Raw genomic sequence first — 16,381 nt, 5'->3', positions numbered from 1 at the left:
TAGTATGTGGATATATGAGAAAAAGCTTCAATACCCTGTCCGGGTAAGCGGCCCCAACCCACGGCTTGCGAAAATAGTCCTGGAACAGTACGGCGGCTCCGACGGGGAAGCGGCAGCAGCCAACCGCTACCTGACACAGCGGTATACAATGCCGACAGGAATGGCCAAAGGAGTGCTTACAGATATTGGGACCGAAGAGCTGGCACACTGGGAGATCATTGCCACACTGTTCTATAAGCTGATGAAGGGGGTAACCCCCGCCCAGGCCAAGGCAGCCGGGCTGGAAGCCTATTACGCCAACCACGGCAAGGATGTCTTCCTGCAGAATGCCGGGGGAGTACCCTTTACCGCGGCCTACTTTGCCGCCAAGGGAGACCCGGTGGCAAACCTGGTCGAGGATATGGCCGCTGAGGAAAAGGCCAGGGCCACCTATGAAAACATCCTCAACTTAAGTGATGACCCCTGTGTCAATGATACCCTCAAGTTCCTCCGGGAGCGTGAAGTTGTCCACTTCCAGAGGTTCGGTGAAGTCCTGGATAATGTGCAGACACATTTGAACTGTAAGAAAGTATTTTAGGGGAAAGTGCTAGAAAAAGGCCCATGCGGGGCGCACGAGGGAAAGGCCTGACCGGAGCGGTCAGGCCTTTTTTATATACTACAATTCAGAAACTTCTAAGTGACAATAAAGATAACTTGCTGAAAACTCTTCAACCTTTACGTAATATGTTCCCGGGTCCAGGTTTAAGATAACACAGGCATATAAATCGGTGTAATCATCATTAGATCCCAGTATATTGCCAGCTGTAGCTGCATCTAAAACATACAGGATGGTATCGCAATCGAAAGAATAAAAACTTGTTCTGAATTCATAAGTCCCCGTGTGAGTTATTGATACCGGGAAACGTTCTGTTATCCAGAAAGGTTCGTCTATATCCATTGATAACAAAGGCCCGGCAAGGTTCACCGTAACACTTACTGTGCCTGTTGCGGTACCGCCGTTGCCGTCACTGATATTATAGGTAAAACTGTCGGCTCCGGTGTAACCGGCATCAGGCGTATACCTCAGGCTGTCTCCTTCCTTGGACACCATACCGTTAGTCCCCTGGGTGAGGCTCGTGATTGACAGGGTATCACCCTCAACATCCGTATCATTGGCTATTACATCTATCAGCACAGTACTATCCTGGTCAACTGCAGCAGTATCATTGACCGTAGCCGGGGCATCGTTGACCGCATTTATGGTTACACTAACCGTGGCTGTCGCGGTCCCGCCATTGCCGTCACTGATTTCATAGGTGAAGCCGGTGACTGTCAGCGTATGACTCAAGGCATCGGTGTCATTCGCCAGTACATCTATTAATACGCTTTCATCTTCATTTACAGCCCCCGTATCTTGACCTGCTGCCGGAGCATGAGTGGAATTAGAGCTTCCGCTGCCGCCTGCCACAGGAGTTGTCACCACTCCCGGCTCATTAATCTCCTGGCCTCCCACATTAGTTGACTGCACTGCTTGGGACACCGTTACCCGGTTCACCTTCTGCTGAATTGTCACATTATTGGCATTAACAACTGCAGCATCAATCGTTCCGCTGCCGGTGATCTGGATGCCCGCATTAATAATAACATTATTTATACTTGCACTGCTGTCTATATCAATCTGACTGCCTTCTGCCGAACTGTCAATTTCAATATTATTTATATTGGTATTTCCCGTTATACTCACTTCAATCTTTGCAGCTATGGAAACATTTTGGAAATCCCCATCCAACTCAACTGCTTCCCCCGGTTTGATGACAATTATCTCAACATCACTGAATCCTTTGCCCCGGGCATCCTGTTCCACCAATATTGCCGGGGTCTCCAAAACCGCTTTGTTTAAAGAAGTATCCCCTTCGGCTACAACACGTACCCTGCCGCTGTTTTTATAAATGATAATTCCTTGGGAAGAGGTATTCAGAAAAATTACAGAGTTTATTCCCCCGCCGCTGATAATAATATTACCTTTAATATCTGAATCCTTAACATAGACATTACCTTCACCAATACCTGCAGTGCAGTACATATCCCCTGCCACGGTCAGGTTCTGTAATATAATATCCTGACTGGTCAGGGTAAGGTTGCCGTTAATCACCTCTTGCCCTGTTTCAGGTCCATAAGTCTTGGGTTCACTTATTATTTGGCCCAAAACCCTGTTTAGCATGGCAACAGCCTCAGCCCTGGTGATAGGTGCCGTGGGATGAAAAGTCTGGTCTGCATAACCATTAATATATCCCTTAACTGCCAGCTGGTTAATACATGCTTTACTCCAGGCAGGTATAGAAGCCGCGTCCCTAAATTTTTTCACTGTCATCAAATTATTGGCTTCAGTTAACCTCAGAAGATTGGCCACAAGTACTGCAACCTCCTGCCGCGAAATATTGTTTTGCGGTCTAACGCTGCCGTCATTGTAACCTGAAATATATGCTGCATACCTGGCTTTTGCAAATTCCCCGGCATACCAGGCACGTTGGGGAACATCCTTAAAATTGTCCTCTGTTTTCTCCTTAAGCCCTAACGCTTTGTTCAGGATTGTTATAAACTCGGCCCTGGTTATATTCTGGTCCGGTTTAAATGTCCCATCGGCATATCCTGTGATAAATCCTTGTTCTATCCATTGATTTATCTCTTTTTCTCCCCAGTGCCCCTGTACATCTGCCGCATTTTCTGCAAAAGCGGGCATAGCAGAGGTCAGCATGATACAGATAACTATTAAGCTCAATTTAATTAGCTTTATTCCCAACACCCCCCATATTCCAATTACTACTATTTTATTACTCTTTTCGACATAAAACGTTATTTCCCTACAGAACCAAATTTTTGTGGTCATGGTTTTAATGTATTCAGTTCATTTCCCTTGAGGTTTGAGAAACTAAATATCGTCCATTACGAACACTTAGCCTTGGTTCGAACATCCATCGGACTGATGTTGTTTAATTTTGAGCAAGTTTAGCATCCTCCGATGGGGCATCCTACTGCTCAGGCACGTTTATTCTGTAAGTGGAACGGGACTGCCGTTACAACCACATCTGTCTTCAGCACCAAGAGGTTCTGCAGCATTAACCCGGTTTGGTTATGCAGAAAACGGTGCCACCATTTGGAGGTTACAAATTCAGGGATTAGAACAGTAACAACCTCCCCGGGTTTTCATTTAAGGAGTAATATATCCACTTCCCGTCCCGGCAGTCTTTCACCAGCCCGGCCTGCCTGAGAATTTTCAGGTGATGGGAAACTACCGGCTGGGACATGTCCAGCCAGTCAATTATTTCACAGACACACATTTCACGTTCTGTCAGCATTTGCAGTATCTTTAACCTGACCTCATCTCCCCATAACCTCATCAGGAGCCTCCACTCCTTCGATTTCGTTTGGTTCTATAATTAAACGTTTCTTTATATTCGGATATATTGATTCGTTGCTATTGCGAAAATACTTTATTTTACACCCCATCAACTCAGCTTCAACACAGATGTCAAAAGGTATCAGGGCACATTCAAAACCCGCCGTCTCAAAATTCACCTGTTCCACTTCAAAACAACAAAAACGGGAGGGAACATATGCCCCGCCCGAATAGTTCTAATAGAATTTTTTTCTGAAATTAGCAGCAGCCGCTGTTATTACAACAGCCGGAATTTGCCATCGGCACCCTTTTCGCTTCTTCTATGCCTAATACCTTAAATGCCGCCTGCCGGATGGCCTTGGCAGGTATGTCTTCATACTCGCAGCCTTCATATGTAATGGTTCGACAGTAAGTTTCATTTCCCAGTAAAGCAGTACAGGACTCACAGAAGTTCTCTGATACCTTAATATCCAAGATGTCTTCAATAGGAACTCCATTGAATAAGATAGTATTTGATTGAGGAATCTGGGTATCATCGAGTTTGGTCTCAAACCATTCTACCTCGATGCCCTGTGGTTGCAACGCTCTGTTTAATCTTTTTACTTCCTGATTAAGATTTTCACCCGTATCATAACAACGGTTGCAGGTCTCCCCTTCAACATCAAGATGTTTCCATTCAATTATAAGTTTTTTCATTTAAATACCTCCCTGTAATAGTGTTTTCATAAATAAAGACGGAGGCATCAACAAAAGGACGCATTTATTCTAACACTTTATACACGAAAATTCAGTTCCATCATTTTCTTTATTATAAAAATCTATTATATTCCCTGCGTTATCTGATTTGACTTCACAGCAACTAAGCAGCACTTTTTTTAATTTTTTCCGTGCCCGCTGGATTCTGGTTTTGCTTCCGGAATTGCTTAATCCCCATTTTTGACCTAACAGGCTTTGCTTCTTACCATTATAATCACTTTCAATAATGGCTTCTTTATATGTGTCAGGAAGATATTCAAGAAGTTTTAGCAAGCACTCCGCCGCCTCTTTGTTATAGTTCTCCTGCTCAGTTGCGGCTGGAACGGGTATTTCATTGATATGGTCTGTCAGTAAATGCTTGTTTGCTCCTCTGAAATAGTCCACTATTAAATTATGGGCTATCCGGTACAACCAGGCCTCAACATTGGTTATATCTTTAATTCTGTTTGCATTTTTTTGCATTCGAATGCCGACTTCCTGAAGTATATCTTCTGCTTCATATTTATCCGGTATATGTTTCATTATATAGGTCTTCAGGCTGGAACTATAGATGGCCCATAATTCTTCCGTATTCAAATATATCACCTTCTATATATATATAAAAAATAACACCTATTGCATTTTATTCTGCTGAAGGCTGTCAATCTCCTCCTCCAGGGAATCATACAATTCAAGAATTTCTTTAGCGTACCTACATGATTCCTATAATCCCTATCACGATTAGAGCAGCAAACACCCCTGAGATGTCTATTAGGAAACACAGCCGAACCGCTATAAGAAAGGGTCCGGCTGTGTTTCAGCTCATTATATTTATAATTGTTTTTTAAAAAGATTACTGCGTCTTCGCCGGATGATCGTCAGCGACATCATGACACAGATTACAGTTCATTTTCCCCTGTTGGTTATCCAAAGTACTCTTCTCTCCCTGGTGACACTGCATACAGTGATTAAATTCCTCAGGAACCTTGTACAGAGGAACAACCTTGCCGCCAAGAGCCTGGTTCAGGAGTTCTGCTGCCCTGGCAGCCGTATCACCGGTAACCTTGGCACAGCGATCTTTCTTTGCCTTTTCATTAATCCTTTGAATGGAGTCAGCAGCATTGGCCCACGTGCTTACAGATACGTGGCACAGAGGTGATTTGGATATTGTCTGATGCTGTTTGGGAAAATGGGAATAAGCATCCATTTTGTCGGACGGGAATGGAAACTCGGTGTACCATCCGATTAAATCATTGCCTATTTCGGCATGTTTTTCTGAAGCAAGGCACATAATGGCCATACTGGTATTTAAAGCTCCGCATAAAGTACCCCATGAATATGCTCCACCAGCGCCGTATATGAACATTTCAATTGGAATATTATCCCACGGCCCCCCGGATGATTCTCTCAGAGTCAGAAGCAACGCTTCTGCGGCTCCATAACCTCAGCCATACTTAAAATAAGCTTCATATCCTCTTTTCCTTACCAGCTCAACATCCAACTTTTGATATTTCCATGGTACTTTACCACCGGAAGATAATGGGGTTGCACCCGGTTCAGCTGAAGTCCCAGCGGGCTTTTCCTTCGCCCCGCATCCCACCAGACCTGTGGCAGCCAGTACACCGGATGTCGCCAAAGCTCCTGCGCCTATCAGAAATTTTCTCCTGCTCAGCAGGGAGTTTTTTCCCTCTTCCAGATTATTTTTTTCTTTAATCACTACTAATCTCCTTCCCCAATAACTTAAAAGACACCTTTTTAAAAAAGGATGTAATTATTTAGCTTTTACCTGCTTCTTTCCATAGGATTTCGGCCCTCTCAACCGTTGTCTTAAAATCACCGCGCAGGTTAAGGAAATGCTCTTCTTCTACAGGCAAATCAAGCCAGTTGCCATAAACTACAAAGGAATCTTCATAAACCCGGACGTCCTTATAACCTAAGCTGCGGAGAGCAAGGAAGGAGAAGGCGGTCCGGCAGCCGCGGTGGCAATAAACAATAACTGTCTTGTCTTTAGGAACATCCTTATAAAGTTCTGCAAATTTATCAACTGCAAGTACTCCGGCTTCTTTATCCATGTTAATATCTACCGGATAGGAGATTCCTCCCGGAATCCTTCCGGCACGGGTAGTGCCAAAGCCGATACCATTATACTCATCCTTACTGCGAACATCGATGAGGTAGTAATTGGGATCCTTTGTTGAAGCGATTTCAGCCATTTGATATGTGGAAACATACATATTGGGGTTAACAGACTTGGCAGTAAAAGTAGCCGGTGACAGTTTCACGGGATCCGTTTCAACTGACTGGCCTGCTTTCTGCCATGCCTCGTAACCACCGTTCATGTAGTGGAATGATTTTGCCCCGTAATAAAGCGGAGAGCCTTCGATAAATACATGATAATCATTGGCTTTTCCATAGACAATCAAGTCCATGTCATTGCTGATTCCCATTTCACTCATTAACTTGGCAAATTTTTCGGCAGGCAGGACACGGCCATCCATTGGGTGCTTGAGAACAGTAACGAGACCTTTGCCGCCAAAGTTAACAGCTCCCGGGATATGTCCCTTGGCATAATCCTCAGCAGAACGGGCGTCAATTATTACCCATCCGGAATCTTTAACCTTGGATTCAACAAAAGCAACATCTACAATGTCAGACGGGCCGATTTCATCAAGGGAAAAAGCTCCCAATGATTCAGTACTGGTAGCTACTGTTTCCGGGCTTGCCGGATGGAGTTTTAGAGCTGCTGCAGCAACTGAAGTTTCCGTTTCACTGGCAGCAGGTACGTTATTCTGGGCGACACCGGAAGAACTGCACCCGGCTGCAACTAGAAGAAGTATCATCATAAGGCTTAAAAATACTGTTCTTTTTGATAAATAATGCATCTGATAATTTCCCCTTTCGTTTGTGTTTTATAATTGCTTATGGCATCAGCCGGCAGTGCTTGAGTTTTGCCTTGTTGCTAACCCACCTCTCCTTTTAAAATATGTTTTTTTGGATACCAAAGCACTGCCTTATGGAGACAAATTAATTATTACAACTCCAAGTTGTCAGAATTGATTTAATTCTCACTATTTTTGGAAATAATTTACACTACCGCTTGTGCTAATTATAACATGCACATACTAATTCGGGTAATAGGATTAAATTATACCCCTATCAGGAATAGTTATATCTAAAAACTGGCAAAAAAAGATACAAGCTTCACAGCAAATGTGATGCCTGTATCCACTCAAAATACTTTTTAAATTCTAAATCTGTCCAATGCATCCTGAAGCTCTGTCTCAAATCTGCTTCTTTAAGGAAGCCTCAGAATCTTTCTTTTCGGTATTCTCTTCCGGCAATTCTTCTATCTGGAAACTGCCGCAGCATGATCCTTTTTTATCTTTCTTGCTGCCAAAAAGGCTTTCAAATAATCCCTTCTTCTTATTTTCGTTATTCATTAACATGTTTCCCCCTTTCATGTTTCATATTAATTTTTGAAATCATTTTCACGTATTGCCTATAAAATCATATTGAAAATATATCCGCCAATAACAGCTGTAAGAAAAATCGCCATAATAATAGCTGCTACCAATTTTTTCTTAAATATACCTGCTAACATACTCATTTCGGGAATTGCCATACCTGCCCCGCCAATAATTAGAGCGATTACAGCTCCAATGCTCATACCTTTTTGCATTAAGGCTACTCCGATTGGTATCGCCGTTTCTGCACGAATATACAGGGGAATGCCTATTAGCGCTGCAATTGGGATGGTAAAAGGATTATCCGGACCGGCAATTTTTAATACAAAATCCTGCGGCAGATAGCCGTAAATAATTGACCCAATACCGACACCGACCAGCAGATAAATTAAGACACCCCTGAAGTCTCCCCAGGCTTTAATAAAAGACAGCCTCAATTTGGATTTAAAAGCCTTGGGCATTTCTTCATTATCTTTCTGCTCACCTCCTTTTATTCGGACTCCCTTAACAAGCTTGGACCCACCTGCTTTTTCCAGGATTACTCCAAAAATAACAGTCCCGCCAAACACAATAATAAAATAGATTACGCTTGCCTTCCAGCCCATCAAGGCCACCAGCATGGTCAGTATTATAGGATTCAATAAGGGCGAAGCAATCACAAATGATATCACAGCGCCAAATGTGACTCCGGCTTCCAAAAAACCAAGAGTCAGCGGAATAGTGGAACAAGCACAGAAAGGTGTCAAGGCCCCGATAAATGCTCCAATAAAATTACCCCATATACCCTTACCTGACATCCAGTTTTTAATTTTCTCCTGAGATATATACATAAGGATTAATGCCACAATCGTGCTGATTCCCAGAAACAATACCGTAAGCTCCGCAGTTATGACAATAAAATATTTTATTGTGCTTGTAAGTGAATTCACATATACCCCCCCAGTTAGATGCAAAATTTTAGACTATCTGAGCTCTTACCGCTCTATTGCTGTTAATAAAGTTTCCAATGCATCTTTAATAACATCCACTACCTGTGGTTCAAGGTCTTTCAACCTTTCTTGAAGCTGGGCAGTATTTTTTCCCATGGTCTCATTTATCATTTCTGTTCCTTTTTCCGTAACTGAAACACAGCAAACCCGCCCATCAACGGAAGAACGTTCACGTGTGAGGTATCCCTTACTTACCAAGCGGTCAACAATTCTGGTAGCTCCGCTTTTCGTAAAATTCAATGCATTTCCTATGTCCTGTATTGAAAAATTTTTATTAAGGAACGTTTTTTTTAATGTCATAAATTCAACTAAAGAAAGGTCCCCGCAGCATTCCCCGTCAAATCCTTTGTTTCCGAAATACCATGCTACCTCCTGCAGCGAATTATAGATTGCCGAAATGTTTTTATCCACTCTAGAGCTCTTCCTTTCTAATTTGGTTGACCCCATCAACTAAATTATACTTTTATTAGTTGCTGACGTCAACCTTTTTTAGGGCCTTTCTTCCTGTAAAAATAAATAAGGGCAATGCCAATAATGGTCATTTTAGTTTCTCCCTTTTACTTTGTTGCCTCAATATAAGCGCTGACAACATAGTCCTGGAGTGACTGGCCTTCTTCCAGGCTGTCCAGCATAGCCCTCCCTATCGGGTCTTTGGTATCCGGATCCAGGCAAATCGAAGAACCTTTAACGGTCACTTTCACATCCTTTAATCCGGATGCTTCAACCACCTCTTTGTACTTATCAATCAGCATTGCACCGGCAACACAACCCACATAAGCTTCCATGCTAATCCGGGTTTTTTCAGGAAGCTCTTTTAGCAGAGCAATATCAGATATGGCCACCCTTCCGTGAGGCTTAAGCACCCTGTATATTTCCTGAAAAACCCTGGCCTTATTGGCAGATAGATTAATAACACAGTTACTTATCACTACATCAACCGAATTATCTGCTAAAGGCAAATTTTCAATTTCACCAAGCCTAAATTCAACATTGGCATTGTGGTCTTTTGAGGCTATGTCCCTTGCCCTTCCAATCATCTCCGGTGTCATGTCAACACCGATGACTCTGCCTGACTGACCAACTTTAGCTGCTGCCAGAAAACAATCGAAACCTGCTCCGGAACCGAGATCAAGAACTGTTTCACCTTCCTTTAGGCCGGCAATCGCGGTGGGATTCCCACAGCTTAACGCCAAATTGGCTTCCGTAGGTATAACGCTAAGATCACTGTCAGAATACCCAAGAGATTTGGCAAATTCCCCTGCGTCATCCCCGCAAGAACCGCCACAGCCACAACCGCTTTGCTGGTTGGCAATGGACCCATAGGCTGCCCTGACAACTTCAGCTGTTTTGTCTGGATTCATATTGTTACCTCCTCATGCAATTATTTGGCTTTTACTTGTTTTTTGCAAATATCCTACTGGATAATTATTTTATATCGCAACACATTTCCGATTTGAATAAAGCTTTATTTAACAGTTTCATTGATTTAATCACTACCTCTCGTTCAAACTCTGTGAAACAGGAAAAAAGCTGCTCAAGATAACTATTCATGCGCATATCGATCTGGTCTGTTATCCTTTTGCCTTCAGAGGTAAGCGCCAGTATATTAATCCGCCGGTCATCGGGATCGGGCGATTTTGTAACCAGGCATTTATTTTCTAAGGATTTAATTTGCCGGCTAAATGTCGTGATATCTATCCCCAGAGCTTCCGCGACCTGATACATCGCAGGATTTTCTTCCCTCCTAATCTCAAACAGGATATAGCTTTGAACCAGTGAAACTCCTTCCCCGAAACAGTTCTCACAACAACTTGCGTTCAGCAATCCAAACCTTTGGACTAAAATCCGGATCAACTCGTGGACGTTTTCCAACTTCATTTCACCCCCTGAGCTAATTATATGATTATTTATTGCAATTTGCAAGTTTTTGTTTAACTTAATCAGATCATAACATAAAGAAAACCCGCAAACTGCGGGTAATCGTCTAACTTCAGGTACACTTTTCGCCTGTAGTCGGACTGCAACAACTATCTGTTACTTTGATTATTTCAATATCCTGTTTCCGGCGTTTGGCTGCAAAAAACTTTTTCAAATTCTCCGGTATCTCGCCTGTTTTGGCTGGCTTTTTCGTACTCTCTTTTGTACCACCGTAAACTTCCCTTAAGACAGCGTCAATTATCATGCCTTTTGGCGGAGCAGTATATTCCTTGCCCTGATATGTCCAAATCCGGCAGTCAACACTGTCCCCGCACAGATCACCGCAAGAATCACATAAGGCTTCTTTGACATCCAACTGAATATCCTGTCCATTTATGCGGATTGTCGGCGAACTTACAAATCCCAGTTCACGGGCCTGTTCTTCTGATTGCACATGTATTTTCCTGACATTCACATCAACACCGGTGGCCTTTAAAACCCGGGCCACTTCCGCTATGGCTTCATCAAGGTTAGATTCCGTTGACTGACACCAGTTACAGACACTCAGGTCAAGATACATAAATTCAATGTTCACCTGTCTTCCGGGGCTCTCAGCAACCTCCTGTGCAGCTTCTTTCTTTTGGACGCCAAGCTGCCGGAGCACCCGAAAAATCTCTTCTTCATTTGGAATCATGCTGCATTTACTCTGATTTGTACACATTACATTGCCATTTACAGAAACTTCATAGATACCGTTATGACCTTCCCTCAATTTCGCAGGGATACCAAACTCCTTCTCTATAGCGGCCGCCAGACCGGAGGCCTTGGAAAGAAATCCTCATTCCACACAGTAAGTGATTTCAATGTTTAAATTCTTTTTAATATCAACAGACATTATAATTACACCTCCAATAAAATTTTCAGCACTTGCCTGCCGGATTTTCATACTGGCAGTTGCATCTTTCCTGCTCCACGGCAGTCAGCGGCACGCTCTGGCCCTGCCGGCCGCAGACAGGACAAATACTGGCATTCATAACTCATTATTCTTCCTCTTTGGTCATTGAAATTAATATGTCTTTAGGCAGGGCTAACTCAGACGCAACCTGTGTTGCTTTAAAAATGCCTGCCGGAACTACACAACCGGCGCAGCATCCCCTAAGAACATTTCTTGCCTCAGACATAATTACGCCATCAAAACCCCGGGTTATTTCGTCCAGTCCTCTGACTTCCCTGACAGACTCACCCAGTGCAATAATCTTTTCACAGTTACTTTCAATTTCAATTAAAGTCGGCTCTTTCACACCGGAACCACATGCTGTGACAGTAGTTTCAAAACCACAGATTCCTGCCTGAATATTAATACTTACTTTCACAGTTAAATCACTCCCCGTTTTGTCCTGACTGTATATGCAGTACCATTCAAGTCCCCACGGCAGCCAAACAAAGTTCCACTGCCTCCTCGGCCGTTACTGCAAAAATATCCGCACCGGCCTCAGCTGCAAATTCAGGCGTTACCGCCCAGCCTCCCAGCATAATCTTAAGGTCTTGCCTGAGACAATCCTGCTTTAAAAGCTGGACAGTCTTTGCTGCCATGGGCAGAGATTCTTTTGTATATACGGCTATTGCAAGAACATCAGGTTTTTCCATACGCACATGTTCAGCAAATGTTTCAGGAGATACATCTGTCCCCAGGTCAATTACCCCAAAACCAGATGCAATAAATAGAATTTTCAGCATCAGTTTACCGAAGTCTATCAGGTTACCCTGTATGGAACCGATCAATAATCGCCCTCGCTCTGCTCCTTTTCTTTCATCTCGCAGTTTTGGAATTAATTCGTTAAGCAGCAACTGAATTAATTCAAATTTTGCCAGTATTTCTGCCATACATGTTTCGTCATTTCCATAGCTTCGGGCTAACTCGCATGCTGCCGGATATAAACCCTGCTCAACCAAGGCCTCGGCAGGTACTTCTTCTGTCAAAGCCGTTCCGGCAATCTTCAATGCCAGCTCCTGCTCACCTGATAAAACTGCTTCCCTTAGCTTCCTCAACAGGCCCTTGTTCATGAATTCTACACCGGCCTTTTCATATGAACCATTCACCCCATTTGGCTCAGCCTCCCAAATAATATTTGCCTATTTCAAATAAATACGCGGCCAGTTCCTTAACTCCTTCATAAAGCTGCAGCCGACCCCAGCTTCCAGAGCCTGCCTGTATGCTCCCCGCCCTGCGTTAACATCAACCTTGCGCATAAATTCATCGGAAGCCCTGTATACAACCTCCGGCTTGGGAAAAGAAGTGGCCGCATTATCAAGATATATCGGCATAGGTATAACCTCCGCATCATCAACAATATCCTACGGGTTTTTGGCATAAAAGGTTTTGCCCAGTTAACCTGCTGCAAAACCTTTTATGCCGTAAAACATTATAATTTTGACCGGTTAGCGGCGTTATCCCTTTTTGGCCAGTTCTGTTGCAATAATCTCATTCAGTTTGGCCTTGGAGGGAACTCCACCCGAAAACACAACCTGTTCATTGATAACCAGCGCCGGGGTTGACATTACCCCATAGGACATTATGTCCTTAAAATCTGTTACCTTGCTTACATCTGCATCAGCGCTAAGCTCTGCCAGCACATCAAATACCATTTGTTCCAGTTTGTTGCAGTTAGCACATCCTGAACCAAGCACTTTAATATCCATTTGACTACTCACCTCCTTCTTTTCGCCGTTTATCAAGCAGCATCAGGGTATCATGAACCTGGGATATCAGAATTGTCTCCACCATGTCAAGCATTTCAAAAATCTGCGGGTAATTCACCTTATATTTCAGTAAATTCACAGACACATTTAGGCCCTTCTTTCAGGTGCTTCAAAATCCCCACCCTGGTCGGATGAGCCAAAGCCTTAAAAAATTCTGCTTCCATAGAAAACAACCTCTCTTCCAAGGCCATTACCTCCCCGTTTTTCATGCTGTCCATGCAAAATAGAGCCCAATGACTATTAAGACCACACCCGCAGCTTTTTCAAAAACTCCTGCCCATCGGGTCAGACCGGGAAGTCCTTTAGCAAATCCGGTAAAAGTCCCTGCTGCTATCACAGGCGCTCCCCTGCCGAGACCGTATATAAACAGCAGCACTGCCCCGTATGCTATCTGTCCTTTGCTCATCACCAGAGACAGGATGGCAAACAGTATGGGAGTAGCACACTGGGAGCCGACCAGGCCAATCACAAGTCCCATCAAGAATGCCGGCCAAATCCCCTTGTGCTGCGGCCTGCGCAGAATTCGCGCTCCGTAATTTGGCAGGTTAAAATTTATTACCCCTGACATTTTCAATCCTACCAGTATGCTCACCACAGCAGCAATATAAACCAAAACTGATTTGGAGACACCGAAAAACCCGCCGATAACTGAAGCAATCACACCCAGCAAAGCAAAAGTAGTTGATGTTCCCAGGGTGAAAAAGAATGATAACCAAAAGCTTCTGGCCCTGGATACCTCAGATGTCCCGCCCACATAGGCCATCAGGACAGGGATCATAGACATATTGCACGGACCTATGCTGGTAACTATCCCTCCGACAAAAACCAGTAGTACTGCCAGTACAGAGTAACCTGTCAGGGCCTGAGAGAGATAGTTGGTAACGATATCTTCCATTTTACCCCTCCCCCGCCAGGGCATTTAGTTTGGCCCGCATTTCATCCAGCTGTATCACACCGACATAATCAAACGCAATATTCCCGGCAGGCTCAAGAAGGTATGTGGTGGGGATATACTGTATTTTATACTGAGCACACAGTTCCTGCTCAGCCGGGTCATTTACATTGATGTCAACAAAAGTCACTTTTCCTTCAAATTCGGGTTTTAGTGTGTTAAACACTTTTTCCATCTCTATACAAGGCTGGCAGGTCTTTGAATGAAACAGGAGCCAGGCAGGCTTACCGTCTTGTATGGACTGTTTTATCAGGTCTGCAGACTGGGAAACTGCCCCATTTGAGGTATACTCATCCGGGACAGGATTTGTCCTGAACCCCTTGGCAGCCAGCAAGGCAGCTAATGCAGCTACCAGCAATATTAACACAACTGCTCTTATCTTCAATTTTTCCCCTCCAATATTTTAGAGTATCAGGTTGAACAGATATCCGGTAAATATTATTGCTGCGCCAACGATTGAAATAAATATGGCAATTAGTTTGGGTTTTAGCACTTTTCTTAATATTATCATTTCCGGCAAGGACAATGCTGTAACAGCCATCATAAAAGCCAGGGCGGTTCCTATCCCAACCCCCTTTCCTATCAGCGCCTGGGCAATGGGAATAGTCCCGACAGCATTGGAATAAAGGGGAATTCCAATTATTACGGCTGCAAATACAGCCAACGGGTTATCCGGACCTGCATATTTGGCCAGGAATTCTTCCGGAGCATAGCCGTGTATCAGCGCCCCGACACCAATTCCGATGAGAATATAAACCCATATTTTTCTAACTATTTCAGAAACATTATCTTTGGCAAATTTAACTCTGTCTCTCCAGGTAAGCTCTTCAATTTCCGCAGACTGCCCCATCTTTATTTCATAGACATAATCTTCAACTTCCTTTTCAAGCTTGAGTTTGCCGATTATAATGCCTCCCACAATGGCTATAATCATGCCGCTGGCAATATAGAGAAGCGTTACTTTCCACCCAAACAGTCCCAGCAGCATAGCTGCCGATATCTCATTAACAAGTGGAGATGCAATCAAAAAGGAAAAGGTCACTCCGAGCGGAACCCCGGTTTCAACAAAGCCTATAAATATCGGAACAGATGAGCATGAACAAAAAGGTGTCACAACTCCCATCACAGCCCCAATAATATTCCCTATCAGGCGGTTGGTATGACCAAGGATCTTCTTGGTTTTTTCCGGAGGAAAATAACTCCTTATATATGAAATCACAAAAATCATAGCTGCCAGGAGTACAATAATCTTAAGGGAGTCATATATAAAGAAATGAACCGAGTCACCCAGCCTTGTATTTTGCTGGAGATTAAACAAGTTGTATACGATATAATCAGCTATTAATTCAAACATAACTATCACCTTCCCATCTTTCTGCAAATTCTATTAAATGGTTAACTTAATACATGGGGCACGCGTTTCCCCGGTAGGCCTCCCTGATATCGCATACTGTCAGGCCCTGCATATGGCAGTTCTGCTCCAGTTGGACAGTAGAATGCATGATACCAAGCATGCTGAAAGAAATTAACTGTCCTGAAATCTTCCACGCATGGATGTCATATACATTTACTACTCCTTCAAGTGGTTGTGGTTATTTTCTGCTAGCATATAATCACCTCTTTTCAATGATTATATTAGTAATTTATAATATTATTATAATAGATGGTATATTAGCGGTCAATCAAATTTTTAGTTAAAACAGGCTGTTGAGGAAGAAAATCCGGCAGCCAGGCTTAGCCTACCAAAAGCGGTTAAAGCTGCAGCAAAGGTAAAAAAGAACATCGCATTTTATTTTTATATTAAGCAACCTTCGACAAGGCAGCAAAAAATCAGTACATATATGTTCATGCTCCCGCCGGTTATGGCAAAACTATTTCAACTCTTTTATGGCTTAAAAAATCGGGCAGGAAGTTAAATCTCCTGCTTTTAATGCTTCTCCCGTCGAATGTACTATTGATTTGTTAACTCAGTTAACCTATGAAGATTTTAAATACGCGCTTGTGCTTGACGATTTCCATTCCATCTCCAATGAGGAAATAATAAAGTCGCTCCCATTTGTTATGAAGCGACTTCCCCTGGCGATCACAATACTCGTTTTAAGCAGAAACAATCTGCCGGATTCATTTGCGGCTTTATATGAACAGCAGAAGATTTCCTGTATTGCAAGCGAGTGCCGGACAAATTTTC

At 43.4% G+C, this 16,381-nt stretch carries 25 protein-coding genes; 1 reads left to right on the top strand and 24 read right to left on the bottom strand.

Annotated elements, in window-relative coordinates; genetic code table 11:
- The first annotated feature begins 4 nt into the window (after positions 1 to 4).
- Positions 5 to 577: a manganese catalase family protein gene (locus Ga0451573_RS14940; RefSeq protein WP_231684941.1), complete on the top strand. Its 573-nt coding sequence runs from the start codon at positions 5 to 7 to the stop codon at positions 575 to 577.
- Between the two features lie 78 nt (positions 578 to 655).
- Here Ga0451573_RS14940 and Ga0451573_RS14935 read toward each other — a convergent pair whose 3' ends face one another.
- The 24 genes from Ga0451573_RS14935 to Ga0451573_RS14825 all read right to left on the bottom strand — a co-directional run bounded on the left by Ga0451573_RS14935 (position 656) and on the right by Ga0451573_RS14825 (position 15,547).
- Positions 656 to 2,782 (bottom strand): S-layer homology domain-containing protein, encoded by a 2,127-nt coding sequence (locus Ga0451573_RS14935; protein WP_231684940.1) that lies wholly within the window; start codon positions 2,780 to 2,782, stop codon positions 656 to 658.
- A 233-nt stretch (positions 2,783 to 3,015) separates the two neighbouring features.
- Positions 3,016 to 3,156 carry a hypothetical protein gene (locus tag Ga0451573_RS20455; RefSeq protein WP_492207357.1) on the bottom strand — a complete coding sequence of 47 codons (141 nt, stop codon included), beginning with the start codon at positions 3,154 to 3,156 and terminating at the stop codon, positions 3,016 to 3,018.
- On the bottom strand, positions 3,156 to 3,377 hold the full coding sequence (locus tag Ga0451573_RS14930) for an ArsR/SmtB family transcription factor (RefSeq protein ID WP_231684939.1): 222 nt from the start codon (positions 3,375 to 3,377) through the stop codon (positions 3,156 to 3,158). Before Ga0451573_RS14930 ends, Ga0451573_RS20455 begins: the two co-directional genes overlap by 1 nt.
- Entirely contained in the window at positions 3,358 to 3,555 is a 198-nt protein-coding gene (locus Ga0451573_RS14925; RefSeq protein WP_231684938.1) for a uroporphyrinogen decarboxylase family protein, read from the bottom strand. The genes Ga0451573_RS14930 and Ga0451573_RS14925 overlap by 20 nt, the downstream gene beginning before the upstream one ends.
- 79 nt (positions 3,556 to 3,634) lie before the next feature.
- Positions 3,635 to 4,072 (bottom strand): DUF2703 domain-containing protein, encoded by a 438-nt coding sequence (locus tag Ga0451573_RS14920; RefSeq protein ID WP_231684937.1) that lies wholly within the window; start codon positions 4,070 to 4,072, stop codon positions 3,635 to 3,637.
- Positions 4,073 to 4,141: 69 nt separating this feature from the next.
- Complete coding sequence (locus tag Ga0451573_RS14915) at positions 4,142 to 4,717, bottom strand: sigma-70 family RNA polymerase sigma factor (RefSeq protein ID WP_231684936.1); 576 nt, start codon at positions 4,715 to 4,717, stop codon at positions 4,142 to 4,144.
- 247 nt (positions 4,718 to 4,964) lie between these two features.
- Positions 4,965 to 5,534: a C-GCAxxG-C-C family protein gene (locus Ga0451573_RS14910; RefSeq protein ID WP_231684935.1), complete on the bottom strand. Its 570-nt coding sequence runs from the start codon at positions 5,532 to 5,534 to the stop codon at positions 4,965 to 4,967.
- 21 nt (positions 5,535 to 5,555) lie between these two features.
- Positions 5,556 to 5,828, bottom strand: a complete 273-nt coding sequence (locus Ga0451573_RS14905; RefSeq protein ID WP_231684934.1) for a hypothetical protein — start codon at positions 5,826 to 5,828, stop codon at positions 5,556 to 5,558.
- 58 nt (positions 5,829 to 5,886) lie between these two features.
- Entirely contained in the window at positions 5,887 to 6,993 is a 1,107-nt protein-coding gene (locus Ga0451573_RS14900) for a sulfurtransferase (RefSeq protein ID WP_231684933.1), read from the bottom strand.
- Between the two features lie 399 nt (positions 6,994 to 7,392).
- Entirely contained in the window at positions 7,393 to 7,551 is a 159-nt protein-coding gene (locus Ga0451573_RS14895) for a hypothetical protein (protein ID WP_231684932.1), read from the bottom strand.
- Positions 7,552 to 7,610: 59 nt separating this feature from the next.
- Positions 7,611 to 8,504 (bottom strand): permease, encoded by an 894-nt coding sequence (locus Ga0451573_RS14890; protein WP_231684931.1) that lies wholly within the window; start codon positions 8,502 to 8,504, stop codon positions 7,611 to 7,613.
- Positions 8,505 to 8,549: 45 nt separating this feature from the next.
- The gene (locus Ga0451573_RS14885; protein WP_231684930.1) at positions 8,550 to 8,975 is read right to left on the bottom strand and encodes a MarR family winged helix-turn-helix transcriptional regulator; all 426 of its coding nucleotides are present in this window, start codon (positions 8,973 to 8,975) and stop codon (positions 8,550 to 8,552) included.
- A gap of 146 nt (positions 8,976 to 9,121) precedes the next feature.
- On the bottom strand, positions 9,122 to 9,925 hold the full coding sequence (gene arsM / locus Ga0451573_RS14880; RefSeq protein ID WP_231684929.1) for an arsenite methyltransferase: 804 nt from the start codon (positions 9,923 to 9,925) through the stop codon (positions 9,122 to 9,124).
- 64 nt (positions 9,926 to 9,989) lie between these two features.
- Positions 9,990 to 10,442, bottom strand: a complete 453-nt coding sequence (locus Ga0451573_RS14875; RefSeq protein WP_231684928.1) for a MarR family winged helix-turn-helix transcriptional regulator — start codon at positions 10,440 to 10,442, stop codon at positions 9,990 to 9,992.
- Between the two features lie 112 nt (positions 10,443 to 10,554).
- Entirely contained in the window at positions 10,555 to 11,175 is a 621-nt protein-coding gene (locus Ga0451573_RS14870) for a DUF2703 domain-containing protein (protein ID WP_231684927.1), read from the bottom strand.
- A 346-nt stretch (positions 11,176 to 11,521) separates the two neighbouring features.
- Positions 11,522 to 11,854, bottom strand: coding sequence for a DUF6951 family protein (locus tag Ga0451573_RS14865; RefSeq protein WP_231684926.1), 333 nt, complete (start codon positions 11,852 to 11,854; stop codon positions 11,522 to 11,524).
- Between the two features lie 46 nt (positions 11,855 to 11,900).
- Positions 11,901 to 12,581, bottom strand: coding sequence for a cobalamin B12-binding domain-containing protein (locus Ga0451573_RS14860; RefSeq protein WP_231684925.1), 681 nt, complete (start codon positions 12,579 to 12,581; stop codon positions 11,901 to 11,903).
- 33 nt (positions 12,582 to 12,614) lie between these two features.
- Positions 12,615 to 12,806: a hypothetical protein gene (locus Ga0451573_RS14855; protein WP_231684924.1), complete on the bottom strand. Its 192-nt coding sequence runs from the start codon at positions 12,804 to 12,806 to the stop codon at positions 12,615 to 12,617.
- 123 nt (positions 12,807 to 12,929) lie between these two features.
- The gene (locus Ga0451573_RS14850; protein WP_231684923.1) at positions 12,930 to 13,181 is read right to left on the bottom strand and encodes a thioredoxin family protein; all 252 of its coding nucleotides are present in this window, start codon (positions 13,179 to 13,181) and stop codon (positions 12,930 to 12,932) included.
- Positions 13,182 to 13,185: 4 nt separating this feature from the next.
- The gene (locus Ga0451573_RS14845; RefSeq protein WP_231684922.1) at positions 13,186 to 13,326 is read right to left on the bottom strand and encodes a hypothetical protein; all 141 of its coding nucleotides are present in this window, start codon (positions 13,324 to 13,326) and stop codon (positions 13,186 to 13,188) included.
- Positions 13,301 to 13,426: an ArsR family transcriptional regulator gene (locus tag Ga0451573_RS14840; protein ID WP_231684921.1), complete on the bottom strand. Its 126-nt coding sequence runs from the start codon at positions 13,424 to 13,426 to the stop codon at positions 13,301 to 13,303. The genes Ga0451573_RS14845 and Ga0451573_RS14840 overlap by 26 nt, the downstream gene beginning before the upstream one ends.
- Before the next feature lie 20 nt (positions 13,427 to 13,446).
- Positions 13,447 to 14,136 carry a cytochrome c biogenesis CcdA family protein gene (locus Ga0451573_RS14835; protein WP_231684920.1) on the bottom strand — a complete coding sequence of 230 codons (690 nt, stop codon included), beginning with the start codon at positions 14,134 to 14,136 and terminating at the stop codon, positions 13,447 to 13,449.
- Position 14,137: 1 nt separating this feature from the next.
- Complete coding sequence (locus Ga0451573_RS14830; RefSeq protein ID WP_231684919.1) at positions 14,138 to 14,578, bottom strand: thioredoxin family protein; 441 nt, start codon at positions 14,576 to 14,578, stop codon at positions 14,138 to 14,140.
- 18 nt (positions 14,579 to 14,596) lie between these two features.
- Positions 14,597 to 15,547, bottom strand: a complete 951-nt coding sequence (locus tag Ga0451573_RS14825) for a permease (RefSeq protein WP_231684918.1) — start codon at positions 15,545 to 15,547, stop codon at positions 14,597 to 14,599.
- Between the last annotated feature and the right edge of the window lie 834 nt (positions 15,548 to 16,381).

The sequence above is a fragment of the Phosphitispora fastidiosa genome (genome assembly GCF_019008365.1).
In the GTDB taxonomy this organism is placed as follows: domain Bacteria; phylum Bacillota; class Thermincolia; order Thermincolales; family UBA2595; genus Phosphitispora; species Phosphitispora fastidiosa.
Note: the sequence above shows the minus strand (reverse complement) of the source record. Positions and strands in the feature narration are given on the sequence as shown.